This is a genomic window from uncultured Luteimonas sp., assembly GCF_947492465.1.
Classification (GTDB): domain Bacteria; phylum Pseudomonadota; class Gammaproteobacteria; order Xanthomonadales; family Xanthomonadaceae; genus Luteimonas.
In genome coordinates, this window is the sequence record NZ_CANLNF010000001.1 from 790,760 (window position 1) to 804,051 (window position 13,292).

The 13,292-nt window shown below is 69.1% G+C and carries 11 protein-coding genes and 1 pseudogene; 4 read left to right on the forward strand and 8 right to left on the reverse strand.

What is annotated here, in order from left to right; genetic code table 11:
* Window positions 1–35 precede the first annotated feature (35 nt).
* The gene (locus Q0863_RS03560) at window positions 36–761 is read left to right on the forward strand and encodes a DUF1080 domain-containing protein (protein ID WP_298575888.1); all 726 of its coding nucleotides are present in this window, start codon (window positions 36–38) and stop codon (window positions 759–761) included.
* Window positions 762–841: 80 nt separating this feature from the next.
* Here the strand turns inward: Q0863_RS03560 and Q0863_RS03565 are convergent, their stop codons facing one another.
* The 7 genes and pseudogenes from Q0863_RS03565 to Q0863_RS03595 all read right to left on the reverse strand — a co-directional run bounded on the left by Q0863_RS03565 (window position 842) and on the right by Q0863_RS03595 (window position 8,348).
* Complete coding sequence (locus Q0863_RS03565; RefSeq protein ID WP_298575098.1) at window positions 842–1,630, reverse strand: gluconate 2-dehydrogenase subunit 3 family protein; 789 nt, start codon at window positions 1,628–1,630, stop codon at window positions 842–844.
* Window positions 1,630–3,309, reverse strand: coding sequence for a GMC family oxidoreductase (locus Q0863_RS03570; RefSeq protein WP_298575100.1), 1,680 nt, complete (start codon window positions 3,307–3,309; stop codon window positions 1,630–1,632). The genes Q0863_RS03565 and Q0863_RS03570 overlap by 1 nt, the downstream gene beginning before the upstream one ends.
* Window positions 3,306–3,896, reverse strand: a complete 591-nt coding sequence (locus Q0863_RS03575; RefSeq protein ID WP_298575891.1) for a DUF1080 domain-containing protein — start codon at window positions 3,894–3,896, stop codon at window positions 3,306–3,308. Before Q0863_RS03575 ends, Q0863_RS03570 begins: the two co-directional genes overlap by 4 nt.
* A 42-nt stretch (window positions 3,897–3,938) precedes the next feature.
* Window positions 3,939–4,781: pseudogene (locus Q0863_RS03580) on the reverse strand (sugar phosphate isomerase/epimerase); the annotation flags it as partial.
* Window positions 4,782–4,893: 112 nt separating this feature from the next.
* On the reverse strand, window positions 4,894–6,018 hold the full coding sequence (locus tag Q0863_RS03585) for a Gfo/Idh/MocA family oxidoreductase (RefSeq protein ID WP_298575102.1): 1,125 nt from the start codon (window positions 6,016–6,018) through the stop codon (window positions 4,894–4,896).
* A gap of 10 nt (window positions 6,019–6,028) precedes the next feature.
* Window positions 6,029–7,252 carry an MFS transporter gene (locus Q0863_RS03590; protein ID WP_298575105.1) on the reverse strand — a complete coding sequence of 408 codons (1,224 nt, stop codon included), beginning with the start codon at window positions 7,250–7,252 and terminating at the stop codon, window positions 6,029–6,031.
* Between the two features lie 43 nt (window positions 7,253–7,295).
* Window positions 7,296–8,348, reverse strand: coding sequence for a sugar phosphate isomerase/epimerase family protein (locus Q0863_RS03595; RefSeq protein WP_298575107.1), 1,053 nt, complete (start codon window positions 8,346–8,348; stop codon window positions 7,296–7,298).
* A 96-nt stretch (window positions 8,349–8,444) separates the two neighbouring features.
* Between Q0863_RS03595 and Q0863_RS03600 the strand changes: the two genes are divergently transcribed.
* The 3 genes from Q0863_RS03600 (at window position 8,445) to Q0863_RS03610 (ending at window position 11,959) form a co-directional block, all read left to right on the forward strand.
* Window positions 8,445–9,458, forward strand: coding sequence for a LacI family DNA-binding transcriptional regulator (locus Q0863_RS03600; protein ID WP_298575109.1), 1,014 nt, complete (start codon window positions 8,445–8,447; stop codon window positions 9,456–9,458).
* A gap of 207 nt (window positions 9,459–9,665) precedes the next feature.
* Window positions 9,666–11,201, forward strand: coding sequence for a fumarate hydratase (locus tag Q0863_RS03605; RefSeq protein ID WP_298575111.1), 1,536 nt, complete (start codon window positions 9,666–9,668; stop codon window positions 11,199–11,201).
* A gap of 122 nt (window positions 11,202–11,323) precedes the next feature.
* Entirely contained in the window at window positions 11,324–11,959 is a 636-nt protein-coding gene (locus Q0863_RS03610; protein ID WP_298575113.1) for a glutathione S-transferase family protein, read from the forward strand.
* A gap of 10 nt (window positions 11,960–11,969) precedes the next feature.
* On the opposite strand, the gene Q0863_RS03615 is transcribed toward Q0863_RS03610, so the two are convergent.
* Window positions 11,970–13,235, reverse strand: coding sequence for a phospholipase D-like domain-containing protein (locus tag Q0863_RS03615; protein ID WP_298575115.1), 1,266 nt, complete (start codon window positions 13,233–13,235; stop codon window positions 11,970–11,972).
* Window positions 13,236–13,292: the final 57 nt, after the last annotated feature.

Here is a 13,292-nt window from a genome sequence, read left to right on the forward strand (position 1 = left end):
GTCACTCTTTGCCGCGCCACCGCATGGCCGCACGCATGCTCCTGCTCACCGGTGGCATGTTGACCAGTGCCGCTGCGCTCGCCCACGATCCGTCGGCCGATCCGGAAAAGACCGAAGCCTGGACCCCGGTGCCGGCGGTCGTGGCCACGCCCGTGGGCGCGGCGCCGTCGGACGCGGTGGTGCTGTTCGACGGCAGCAGCCTGGCGGCATGGGAGTCGGAGCAGGGCGGGGAAGCGCCATGGAAGGTGGCCGACGGCGCCGTCACCGTGGTGCCCGGCAGCAAGGGCATCCGCACCCGCCAGCGCTTCTGCGACATCCAGCTGCACATCGAGTGGCGCAGCCCGACGCAGATCCGCGGTGTCGACGGCCAGAACCGCGGCAACAGCGGCGTCTTCCTGCAGGAATTTTACGAACTGCAGGTGCTCGACAGCCACGACAATCCCACCTATCCCAACGGCCAGGCGGCCTCGATCTACAAGCAGGCCATCCCGCTGGTGAACGCCTCGCGCCCGCCGGGCGCCTGGCAGACCTACGACGTCATCTGGAAGGCGCCGCGCTTCTCCGAAGGAGGCGGGTTGCTTGCGCCCGCGCGCATCACCGTGCTGCACAACGGCGTGCTGGTGCAGGACGACACCGTGATCGCCGGCACCACCGAATACCGGGGCCCGCCGAGCTACGCCCCGCACGGCTGCGCCCCGATCTACCTGCAGGACCACGATTCCGAGGTCAGCTTCCGCAACATCTGGGTGCGGGAACTGTAGCAACGCGCGGAGCCCTTCGCCCATGCGCGCGATGTCGCAGGTGCGGTCGCAAGCGCTGCCCGTGTGGCCGGAGAGGACGGTCAGCCCACCGGGTAGGCGAACTCGCCCAGTCCGAGTTCCGCCAGCACCTTGTCCAGATGGCGGTAGGCCTCCGGCGTCGGGCCGGGGTAATCCCCGGCAATGGCCACGTTGCCCAGGTAGCCGATATCCCTCATCCCCTCCGGCGTGCAGAAATAGGCTGCGAGCACCAGGTTGCGCAGCCGGGAGAAGGCTCCGGCAATGCGCTGGAACTGTCGTGGGGTCTGTGCGTTGTCGTAGGCGATGTCATCGACGATCGCCAGCTGCTGCGGCCTGGCCAGCGCCGTGAATGGCCGCGAAAAGCGCAGGGCGGCTTCGTCGTCGAGCCAGGCGAGGGCCGACAGGATGGTCAGCCGGTCGCGCTGCTGGTCGGGGTAGGGCGCACTCACCCATTCGTCGACCACCGTCGGCACCTGCACGGCGGACGCCGACGGCGACTGGCCTTCCGCTGGCACGATGATGTCGGACAGCAATGACAGCAGCGACAGCTGGGCCGGCGTCAGTGTCAGGGGCCAGGGCGTTTCCGGCGGGGTCATCAAGGCCGGATCCTTGCCGTAGCCCCTGGCCGTCACCGGCGGCAGTTCAAGTTCCGGCCAATGCCCGTCCCCTGCGACCACACCGCCGACATCTCCGGTCGACGTCGAATCGCAAGCGGGCAATGCGGGCAACATGGCGCTTGCCGCCAGTGCGGCCAGCAGCTTGAGCGAGTCGCGCCGGCTCAGCTTGTGCGCGTAGGCAGGTGCGTCGCTGTCGGCCGGGACGGCAGTGCCCTGGTCGTCTGGTTTCCGCATCACAGCGTCCCCGCCTCGAGTTGGGTCGCCAGCCAGGCGCTGTTGCGCATCGCCAGCGTCATGATGGTCAGGGTGCAGTTCTTGTGCGGGTTGGAGGCGAACACGCCGCCGTCCATCACGAACAGGTTGGGACAGTCCCAGGTCTGGCCCCACTGGTTGGTCACCGAGTCTTCGGGTGAATCGCCCATCCGGGTGGTGCCGACCTCGTGGATGATCTCGCCGCCCTTCTTGATCGCCTCTTCCGCAGTGGGCAGCTCGCCGACCGTCGCACCCATGGTTTCCAGGATGGCCTTGGCGGTCTTCAGACCGTGCTCGACCTGCTTGAGTTCGTGCTCGGACCATTTCCAATGGAAACGTGGCACCGGGATGCCCCACTTGTCCGTGACGCTCGGGTCGATGTCCATGTAGCAGTTGTCGTTCGGCAGCATCTCGCCACGGAGCGCAAAGTGCACGTAGGCGCCGTAGTGAGCGCGCACCTGCTGTTTCAGCGCGGTGCCATAGCCTTGCAGCTCGCCGCTGACGTACGCCCCGGGTTCGCCGAAGCGCCCGCCGAGTTCGAAGTGGTAGCCGCGCGGGAAATCCAGTTCCCCGTTGGCCTGGGCCTCGTGTCCCCACCAGGGAATGAACAGGTGGTTGGCGGTGTGGCCGTCCTCGTTGTAGCGCGGCCGGTCCATCAGCGCCGGGACCAGCGCCGACAGGCCCGCGCCGGTGGAGTCCATCAGGTTGCGGCCGACCTGGCCGCTGGAATTCGCCAGGCCGTCGGGGTGGCGTTCGCTTTTCGAGTTGAGCAGGATGCGCGCCGACTCGCAGGCGCTGGCGGCCAGGACCACCACCTTCGCGCCAAGCTGCTGTTCGGTGCCGGTCTTCTTGTCGACGTAGGTCACGCCCGTGACCTGGCCGCCTGCATCGGTGGTCACGGTCTTGACCATGGCGTCGGTGATGACCCGCAGGTTGCCGGTGGCCTGCGCCATCGGCAGCAGCGAGGTGGTGGTCTGGAAAGCGGCGCCGATCGAACAGCCGTGGCCGCAGGGCGTGGCGTAGAAGCAGGGCGCACGCTCGTCCAGCGGCCGGGTCAGCACGGCCCGGTGCATCGGCACCGCCGTGATGCCGTGCTTCTTCGCCGCGGCGGCGATCAGCAGTTCCGGAATGCGCGGGACGGGCGGCGGCTGCAGGACCCCGTCCGGGGACGGTGGCATGTCGTCCAGGCCGGTATTGGTGCCGCAGACGCCGATCAGGGCTTCGGTCCTGTCGTACCAGGGGGCGATCTCGTCGTGCTCGAACGGCCAGTCCGCGCCGAGGCCATCGCGGCTTTTTCCCTTGAAATCATGCGCGCTGAAACGCAGCGAATAGCGGCCCCAGTGGTTGGTGCGTCCGCCCAGCATGCGCGACCGCCACCACAGGAACTCGCTGCCTTCGGCGGTGGTGTATGGCTCGTCCGGCACCTGCCAGCCGCCGCCCACGGTGGAATCGTAGAAACCGAAGTCCTTGTCCGGCGTGGAAGCGCCCATCAATGGCGCGTCGACGTTGCGCCGGAACATCGGCGTTTCCGTCCGCGGGTCGTAATGGCGGCCGGCTTCCAGCATCAGCACCTTGTGGCCCTGGCGGGTCAGTTCGTAAGCGGCCATGGCGCCGCCAGCGCCGGAGCCGACGACCAGCACGTGATGGGCGAAATCGTTCATCGCTTCAGTTCTTTGATCTTGAGGTTCTTGAACCACACCACGTCGCCGTGGTCCTGCAGTCCGATATGGCCGCTGCGGTTGGCGGCGAACCCCGCCCAGCCGGCGAACTTGCTGCTGGCCACCAGCCGCTTCCACTCGGCACCGTGGATTTCGACCGAGGCCATCCGCACGCCGTTCTGCCAGATGGTCAGCTGGCCCTGGTCGAGCAGGATGCGCACCCGGTTCCACTCGCCGGCGATCCTGTGCGAGGCCACGGGCGAGGCGATCATGTCGTACAGGGAGCCGGACAGATGGGTGTCCAGCTTGTTGTCGGGATGGCGCTCGTTGTCGAGGATCTGGATTTCCGGCGCGTGCGAGTAGATGTGCTCGCCGGTTTCGTCCGCCAGGATGAAGATGCCGCTGTTGCCGACTTCCGAGATCTTCCAGTCCAGCCTGAGGTCGAAATCCTGGTACTTGGCTCTGGTGAGGATGTCGCCGCCGCCAGCGGCCGTCAGCTTGATCGCGCCATCCTCGATCACCCACTGCTCGTTAAGCCCCTCCTGCTTGAAGGTGCGCCACTGCGACAGGTCCTTGCCGTCGAACAGCAACTGCCAGCCGTCAGCCTGCTCCCCGGCGCTCAGCTGGTTGTCGGCAGCGAGATGTTCGCGAAGGAAGGCCGCGCCCGTCTCCACGACGGCGGCAGCGTCGCGCGGAAGATCGTGCTCGATGATGTACCACTGCACGCCGGCGTCCGCGGCGGCGGGCAGGATCCCATTCCAGTCGAGCACCCCCTTGCCCAGGGCGGTGAAGCCCTGTTCCTCCGTCGCCTCGCCCTCCGGCGCGTTGTCCTTGGCATGCACCGCGTACACGCGCCCGGGGAACCTGCCGAGGAACGCCGCCGGGTCGTGGCCGGCGCGCGCCACCCAAGCCAGGTCCAGCTCGACGGCAAGCGCCGGACCGGCGGCTTCGAACAGCAGCTCGAGCCCCGTCCTGCCGTCGAAGTCGACCAGCTCGAACTCGTGGTTGTGGTAGGCCAGCCGCATGCCCATCGGCTGCAGGCGTGCGGCCAGGGCGCCGAGCTCGCGGCCCAGGGCGCGCCAGCCTTCCGCGTCGGTCGGCCGCTGCTCTTCCTGCAGCCAGGGCACCACCAGCATGGTGTTGCCGATGGCGCGGTGGAACGTCGCCATCTCGTCGAGGTCGCCGCGCAGGTCGGACAGCGCCACGTGGGCGGCGATCGGCTTGATCCCGTACTTGTCCAGCAGCCGTTTCAGCTCCGCGGCGGGGACATTCTGCGTCCCGACCGTCTCAACCGCGCGGACGCCGGCGTCGTGGACGATCTTGAGCTGCTCTTCGAGCGAGCCGGCGTTGCGCAGGGTGTACATCTGCACGGCGATGGGCCTGGCGGCGGCGTCGCCCGGTTGCGCCCAGGCGGGCAGGGCGGTGCAGAGCGCGAGTGCGGCGGCCGCGAGCCTGCGCAGGGTAAGGGTCGTCATGGTGTCCTCCGGGAATCGGGGTGACGGCGGATGGATTCCGCCTCGCGCATGTCGCGCTGCAGGCGAAAGGAACCGGCGCGGCCGGGGACGGGTCCCCGCGCGCCGCGGTAACTCAGGCGATCGGCGTCCATGCGCGCGACCTGGACGAAGCGATGACGCGATCGACGATCAGCGCCGAGCGCAGGCCGTCCTCGAAGGTTGGCAGGCCTTCCGGCCGTTCGCGTGCGATCGCCTGGTAGGTGTCGGCGACGAACGCCTCGAAGCAGTTGGCATAGCCCTGCGCATGGCCGGCGGGAAGCACCGACAACCGCCGCTGCTCGGCGCTGCCGGCGCCCGGTCCGCGCACGAACACTTCCTCGCGCTGGTCCGGATAGCCCATCCACAGCCGCTCGCAGTCTTCCTGGTCGAAGGCCACGCTGGCCTTCGCTCCGTCGATCTCGAACCACAGGCGATTGCGGCGCCCGGCCGAAACCTGGCTGACGGTGACAGTCGCCAGCGTGCCGTTGCCGGTCCTGAACATCGCCGCGGCCACGTCCTCGCTGGACACCGACTGGGTGTCGCCGCCGGCCGCGGGCGTGGTGAAGCTTTTGCCGGTGGCCACGCCGCGCTCGGCGATTACCGTCTCGAACACCGCGCTGACTTCGGCGAAGCGCTCGCCGCCGACCCACTCCACCAGGTCGCACCAGTGCGAGCCGATGTCGGCGAACACGCGCGAGGCGCCGCCCAGCACCGGATCCACGCGCCAGTTGTTGCTGGCCGGATCCAGCAGCCAGTCCTGCAGGTAGCTGCCGTGGATCAGCCGCAGCGGGCCGATGTCGCCTGCGGCGATGCGTGCACGCGCCTCGCGCACCACCGGGTGGTAGCGGTAGACGAAGGGCACGGTCGCCACCTGCCCGGTGGAGGCGGCCAGTGCGGCCAGCGCGCGGGCGTCTTCAAGCGTGGTCGCCAGCGGCTTCTCGCAGACCACGTGCTTTCCCGCTTCCAGCGCCGCCTGCGCCATCGACCGGTGCAGGTGGTTGGGCGTGCACACGTGCACGACCTGCACCTGCGGATCGGCGATCACCTCCTCGATTCCGCCATAGCCCCGGGCCACGCCCCAGGCCTGCGCCACCTCCTGCGCACGCGCAGGCGAGGATGCGGCCACGCCGCGCACGGTGGCGCCGGCCAGCACCGCCGCGCGGCGATGCACCGCGCCGATCATGCCGGTGCCGACGATGGCGACTCCAAGGGTGCTCATCATGCCGGCCTCAGTGCGCGGAAGAAGCGGCGGGCACAGCCGCGCGCCCTTCGCGGAACAGGAACAGGAAGGCCACCAGCACCACGAACGCGACCCCGGCCGGGAACAGCCAGATCCGCTCCCAGTCCGGGCCGGCGTCGGTGGTGTAGTACTCCACGACCGCCCCAGACAGGAAGGTGCCGATCAGCATGCCCACGCCATAGGTGGCCAGGGTGATGAAGCCCTGCGCGCTGCTGCGGAATTTCTGCCCGGCGTGCGCATCGGTGTAGATCTGGCCGGTGACGAAGAAGAAGTCGTAGCAGATGCCGTGCAGCACGATGCCGATCACCAGCAGCGCGAAGCCCGCGTCCGCGTCGCCGAAGGCGAACATCACGTAGCGCAGCACCCACGCGGCCATGCCCACCGCCAGCATGACCTTCACTCCCAGGCGCACGAACAGGAACGGCATGGCCAGCATCAGCAGCACTTCGGACACCTGGCCCAGCGACTGCAGCCCGGCCGCGCGCTGTACGCCCACGTCGTTGAGGAAGGGGTTGGTGAAGTTGTAGTAGAACGACAGCGGGATGCAGATCGCAATCGAGGCCAGGAAGAACACCAGGTAGGCGCGCGACCGCAACAGGTGCAGCGCCGCATCCAGCCCCAGGATCTCGCCCAGCTTCGCACCCTGCTCGCGCGCCAGCGGCGGCGTGTGCGGCAGGGTCAGCGCGTACAGGCCCAGCACCGCGGACGCGATCGCGGCCATCCTGAAGGTCAGGTCCAGGCGCTGGGTCTGCTCCCAGCCCAGCCAGCCGATCAGCACGCCGGCGACGATCCAGCCGACGCTGCCGGCCACGCGCACCGGCGGGAACTGCTTCTCCGGCGACTGCATGTGCCGCATCGCGATGCTGGTCGCCAGCGCCAGGGTCGGCATGAACAGCAGCATGTAGCCGAAGACGAACCCGGAGAACGCGTTGAAGCTGTTGGCCGTCGATGCGCCCCACATCAGCGCCGCGCCGGCCAGATGCAGCAGGGCGAGGATGCGCTGCGCGGCGAAGTAGCGATCGGCGATCAGCCCGACCAGGAACGGCGCGACGATCGCACCGACGGACTGGCTGAGGAAGGCCGTGGCCACCTGGCTTGCGCTGGCTTGCAGCGGCCCATTGACCAGATAGGTGCCGAGGGTCACGAACCACGCGCCCCAGATGAAGAACTGCAGGAACATCATCACGCCGAGGCGCGACATCGTGGCCGTCATTGCATCCCCTCCCAGGGTGGTGCCCGCATCACGCGGTATGGATTCAAAGCCCCAGCATGCCGCGTAGCGCCTTCGGGTCGGCGCCGCCGTCGGCAAAGTCGTCGAACGCGCGTTCCGTCACGCGGATCAGGTGCTCGCGGATGAAGGCCGCGCCCTCGCGCGCGCCCTCCTCCGGATGCTTCAGGCAGCACTCCCACTCCACGACCGCCCAGCCGGGGAAATCGTACTGGGCCAGCTTCGAGAAGATCGCCTTGAAGTCGACCTGGCCGTCGCCGAGCGAGCGGAACCTGCCAGGGCGGTCGATCCAGTCCTGGTAGCCGCCGTACACGCCGCTGCGCGCGTCTGGGCGGTACTCGGCGTCCTTGGCGTGGAACATGCCGATGCGCGCGTGGTAACGGTCGATGAAGCCCAGGTAGTCCATCTGCTGCAGCAGCAGATGGCTGGGGTCGTAGAGGATCTTGGCGCGCGGGTGGTGGTCGACTGCGTCGAGGAAGCGCTCGAAGGTCGCGCCATCGTGCAGGTCCTCGCCTGGGTGGATCTCGTAGCACAGGTCCACGCCGCAGTCGTCGAATAGGTCGAGGATCGGGCGCCAGCGGCGGCCGAGTTCGGCGAAGGCCTCGTCCACCAGGCCGGGCGGGCGCTGCGGCCAGGGATAGAGGTAGGGCCAGGCCAGCGCGCCGGAGAAAGTGGCGTGCGCGGTGAGTCCCAGGCGCTGGCTGGCCTTGGCCGCCAGCTTCAGCTGTTCCACTGCCCAGGCCTGCCGCGCGACCGGGTTGCCACGCCGGTCTTCCGGCGCAAAGCCGTCGAACAGCGCGTCGTAGGCCGGGTGCACGGCCACCAGTTGGCCCTGCAGGTGGGTGGACAGCTCGGTGACCTGGATCCCGTGGCCGGCCAGCATGCCGGCGAGGTCGTCGCAGTAGGCCTGGCTCTCCGCGGCCTGGGCGAGATCGAAGATGTGCGGCGCGCTGGTCGGCACCTGGACCCCGCGATAGCCGAGTCCCGCGGCCCATCCGGCCAGGCTGTCCAGGCGATCGAACGGGGCCTCGTCGCCGATGAACTGGGCCAGGAACAGCGCCGGGCCCTGGAGTGTCCGCATGCCGAACTACCTGATGCAATCGATTGCATCCGATCCTAGCATGCGATGATCGGGGCACGCGTTGTGCACTGCATCGGACGCATCCGGGACGGGGACATGGCCACCATCTACGACATCGCCAGGTACGTCGGCGTCTCGGCAGGCACCGTGTCGCGCGCGCTCTCGCGTCCCGAAAAGGTGCTACCGGACACGCGCCGGCGCATCGAGCAGGCCGCCGCCACGCTGGGCTACGTCCCCAATGCCTCGGCGCGGACGCTCAAGACCCAGCGCAGCGGCAAGATCCTGATCACGGTGCCGGACATCGGCAACCCGTTCTTCGCCCAGATCCTCAAGGGCGCGGAGGAAGCCGCGCAGGCCGCGGGCTACGCGGTCCTGCTCGGCGATACCGAGCACCAGGCCGAGCGCGAGGAGCGCTATGCGCAGATGCTGCCGCGCAACCAGGCCGACGGCCTGATCGTCCTCGGCCATCGGCTGCCGCCGACCGCGCGGGAGATCGTCCGGCAGCTCGGCGCGAAGGCACCGGTGGTCAATGGATGCGAATTCGATCCAACCCTGGGGATTCCCAGCGTCCACATCGACAACGCGGCCGCGGCACGCACGGCGATGGAGCACCTGTACGGACTGGGGCACGCGCGCATTGCCGTGGTCGGCGGTCCGCCCGACAACCCGCTGCATCGCCAGCGCCTGGAAGGCGCCAGGGCGACGGCCCTGGCGCACGGCCGCCTGGAGCTGTTGATGCCGGTGCCGGGGGACTTCTCTGTGGAGTCCGGCCATCTGGCGGCGACGCGGTTCCTGGGCCAGTCGCCCGCGCCGACCGCGGCATTCTGTTTCAGCGACCAGATGGCGCTGGGGGTGCTGGCGGCGTGCAGGGAGCTGGGTATCCGCGTGCCGGAGGCGTTCTCCGTGGTGGGTTTCGACGACCTGGCCTCCTCGCGCTACCTGAGTCCGCCGCTGACGACCATCAGCCAGCCCATGCGGGAGATCGGCGTCCGTGCGGCCCGGCTCCTGCTCGCCATCCTCCGGGCGGAGGACGTGCCTCGCCAGCAGACCCTGGATTTCAGCCTGATGCTGCGCGGGTCGACCGCGCCGCCGCCGCAAAAACGCCCCTGACGCATGGCGCCGGGCGGCGGGCGCCGGGCCGTGCGCGCTGCGATCCCGCCGGGGGCGCCGGGAACAGCGAAGCGGGCAGGACGCGGGTGGGTTGCCCCCCTGCCGCCGGCGGAATACATCGATGCAGCCGTCGACCCTTCGGGAGCGGAACGGAGCGCGCTCCACACCGCTAAAATGGCCGTTTCCCCGCAAGCCGCCGAGCCAGCCGTGACCCTCGCTTCCACCCGCACGATCAAGCAGGACGACCTGATCCAGTCGATCGCCGACGCCCTCCAGTACATCAGCTACTACCACCCGGTCGACTACATCCGGAACCTGTCCGCCGCCTACGAGCGCGAGGAGTCCCCGGCGGCCAAGGACGCGATCGCGCAGATCCTGATCAATTCGCGCATGTGCGCCGAAGGCCATCGCCCGATCTGCCAGGACACCGGCATCGTCACCGTGTTCCTGGAAGTGGGCATGGACGTGCGCTGGGAGGGCTTCACCGGCTCGCTGGAGGACGCGGTGAACGAAGGCGTGCGCCGCGCCTACAACCACCCGGACAACAGGCTGCGTGCATCCGTGCTGGCCGATCCGGCCGGCAAGCGCCAGAACACCAGGGACAACACCCCGGCCGTGGTCAACATGAAGATCGTCGCCGGCAACACGGTGGACGTGATCGTGGCGGCCAAGGGCGGCGGCTCGGAGGCCAAGAGCAAGTTCGCCATGCTTAACCCCTCGGATTCGATCGTCGACTGGGTGCTCCGGACCGTGCCGACCATGGGCGCGGGCTGGTGCCCGCCGGGCATGCTCGGCATCGGCATCGGCGGCACCGCCGAGAAGGCGATGCTGCTGGCCAAGGAAGCGCTGATGGAGCCGATCGACATCCAGGACCTGATCGCGCGCGGGCCGTCCAGCCGCGCCGAGGAACTGCGCCTGGAGCTGTACGAGAAGGTCAACGCGCTCGGCATCGGCGCGCAGGGCCTGGGCGGCCTGACTACCGTGCTCGACATCAAGGTCAAGGACTACCCGACGCACGCGGCCAACCTGCCGGTGGCGATGATCCCCAACTGCGCCGCCACCCGCCACGCGCACTTCACCCTCGACGGCAGTGGGCCGGTGGCGCTGGACCCGCCCTCGCTGGAGGACTGGCCCAAGCTCACCTACAACCCGCAGAACGCGCGCCGCGTCGATCTCGACACGATCACCCCGGAAGACGTCACCACCTTCAAGCCCGGCGAAGTGCTGCTGCTCAACGGGAAGATGCTCACCGGCCGCGACGCCGCGCACAAGCGCATGGTCGACATGCTCGACAGGGGCGAAAAGCTGCCGGTCGATCTCAAGGGCCGCTTCATCTACTACGTCGGCCCGGTCGATCCGGTGCGCGATGAAGTTGTGGGCCCGGCCGGCCCGACCACGGCCACGCGCATGGACAAGTTCACCGAGCAGGTGCTGAGCGAAACGGGCCTGCTGGGCATGATCGGCAAGGCCGAGCGCGGCCCGGTGGCGCTGGAGGCGATCCGCAGGCACCGGTCGGTGTACCTGATGGCGGTCGGCGGCTCGGCCTACCTGGTGTCCAAGGCGATCAAGGCGGCGAAGGTCGTCGGCTTCGCCGACCTCGGGATGGAGGCGATCTACGAGTTCGAGGTCCGCGACATGCCGGTGACGGTGGCGGTCGATGCCACCGGCGAGTCGGTGCACCAGACCGGACCGAAGCAGTGGCAGGCGCGGATCGGCAAGATCCCGATCGTCGAGATCGCCTGACGCAGTCCGCGAAGCCGGCGTCCGCCGGCCTCGCGCATGTGCGGCGGCGTCGGCTGCCGTGGGGTGCCACGGCGGCAGCGGCAGGCGATACTCCGCGTCCCGCCCTGCACAGGTCCGCGCGCATGACTGTCACCCTGTACGGCTCCCGCAGCACCGCCTCGCTGGTCGTGCACTGGCTCCTGATCGAACTCGGCGTCGCGCACGAACTGCGACTGCTCGATTTCGACCAGCGCGAGCACAAGTCCGCCGACTACCTTGCGCTCAATCCGCAGGGCAGGGTGCCGACCCTGGTGATCGATGGCCAGGTGCTGACCGAGTCCGCCGCGATCGCCATGCACCTGGTCGACCTGCACCCGTCGGCGGGTCTCGCGCCGGCGCCCGGCACGCCGGAACGAGCGGCCTACTACCGCTGGATGTTCTTCTGCGCCTACACGCTGATGCCCGCCTACCGGCGCTGGTTCTACCCGCACGAGCCCGCCGGCGAAGACCAGGTCGCCCAGGTGCAGGCGCGGGCCCTGGCCGAGCTGGAGGCGGCGTGGCAGCAGGTGGACGCGCACCTGGCCGCGAACGGCCCCTACCTGCTGGGGGAACAGCGCAGCGCCGCTGACTTCCTGCTCACCATGCTGATGCGCTGGTCGCGCAACCTGCCGCGGCCCAGCGACAGCTGGCCCGCGCTGGCCGCGCATGCGACGCGGATGAAGGCGCTGCCCTCGTTCGCTGAGGTCTACCGCCGCGAAGGCCTGACCGACTGGACCTGAGTGCGACCGCCTAGACCTGGGAGCGCACCGGCCGGACCAGCTTCTCGGCCAGCTTCTGGCGCAGCGGCCGGCGCTGCCACATCGCGTGGTCGTACTGCACGGCCTGCTCGAGGTCGCGCTCGAAGGCCTCGGTCATGCACGCGGCAAAGCCCGGGTCGTAGACGTTGAGGCTGGCCTCGTCGTTGAGCCGGAACGAGCGGATGTCGAAATTGGTCGAACCCACCGACACCAGCTCGCCGTCCACCACCAGCAGCTTCACATGGATCATCGTCGGCCGGTACTCGTGGATCTCCACGCCGCCGGCCAGCAGCTCGCCCCACGACGCCTTGGACGCGTAGCGCACGGCCTCCGAATCGATGTGCCGCCCCGGCAGCAGCACGCGGACGCGGACACCGCGGCCACGGGCCGCGAGCAGGGCCTGGGCGATCAGCGGGTCGGGCACGAAGTAGGCCGCGCACAGGTCGATGCTGGTGCAGGCGGCCGCGATCGCGATCAGGTACATCAGGTGCATGCTCTCGCTGCCGCCCGCCGGCGAGGCGATGAACAGATGCGCGTCCGCGTCGCCGACGTGTTCCAGTGCAGGGAAGTAGTCCTCGCCGTTGAGCAGCTCGCCGGTGGTCTTGATCCAGTTGTCGTTGAAGGCGGCCTGCATCTGTGCCACCACCGGACCCTCCACGCGGAAATGGGTCTCCCGCCAGTGGTCCGGATCCTGCGCGTGGCCGCTCCACTGGTCGGCGATGCCCACGCCCCCGGTGAAACCGATGCGTCCGTCCACCACCAGCAGCTTGCGGTGGGTGCGATTGTTCATGCGGCCGATGTTGTACCAGCGCAGCGGGCGGTAGCGCTCCAGCCGCACGCCCGCGTCCTGCATCAGCTCCAGCAGCTCGTCGTCCATCTTCAGGCTGCCCGCCCAGTCCACCACGAGGTGCACGGAGACCCCGGCCGTGGCGCGCTCGCACAGGGCATCGGCCACCGCGCGTCCGATGTCCCCCGACCAGTAGATGTAGGTTTCCATGGTGATGTTGCGCCGGGCGCCGCGGATGGCCTCGAGCATCGCCGGGAAGATCTCGTCGCCGTTGTGGAAGGCCTGGATGCGGTTGCCTCCGAGGATGCCCGGCCCGAGCAGCACGCCCATCTCGCGCTTGAACTGCGGATCGCACACTCCGTGGCGGTGCTCGACCTTCTTCTCGATCTTCTTCTCGGGCGTGGCGAAGTTCATCGCGAGCGCGGCGGCGGCGATGGTGGCCACGATCGTCAGGGCGATAGTCCAGCTCATGGGCGGTGTTCCCGGGTGGCGTGGATCGGGTTGGGGGGCGTCGCGGCCTGCCTGCGC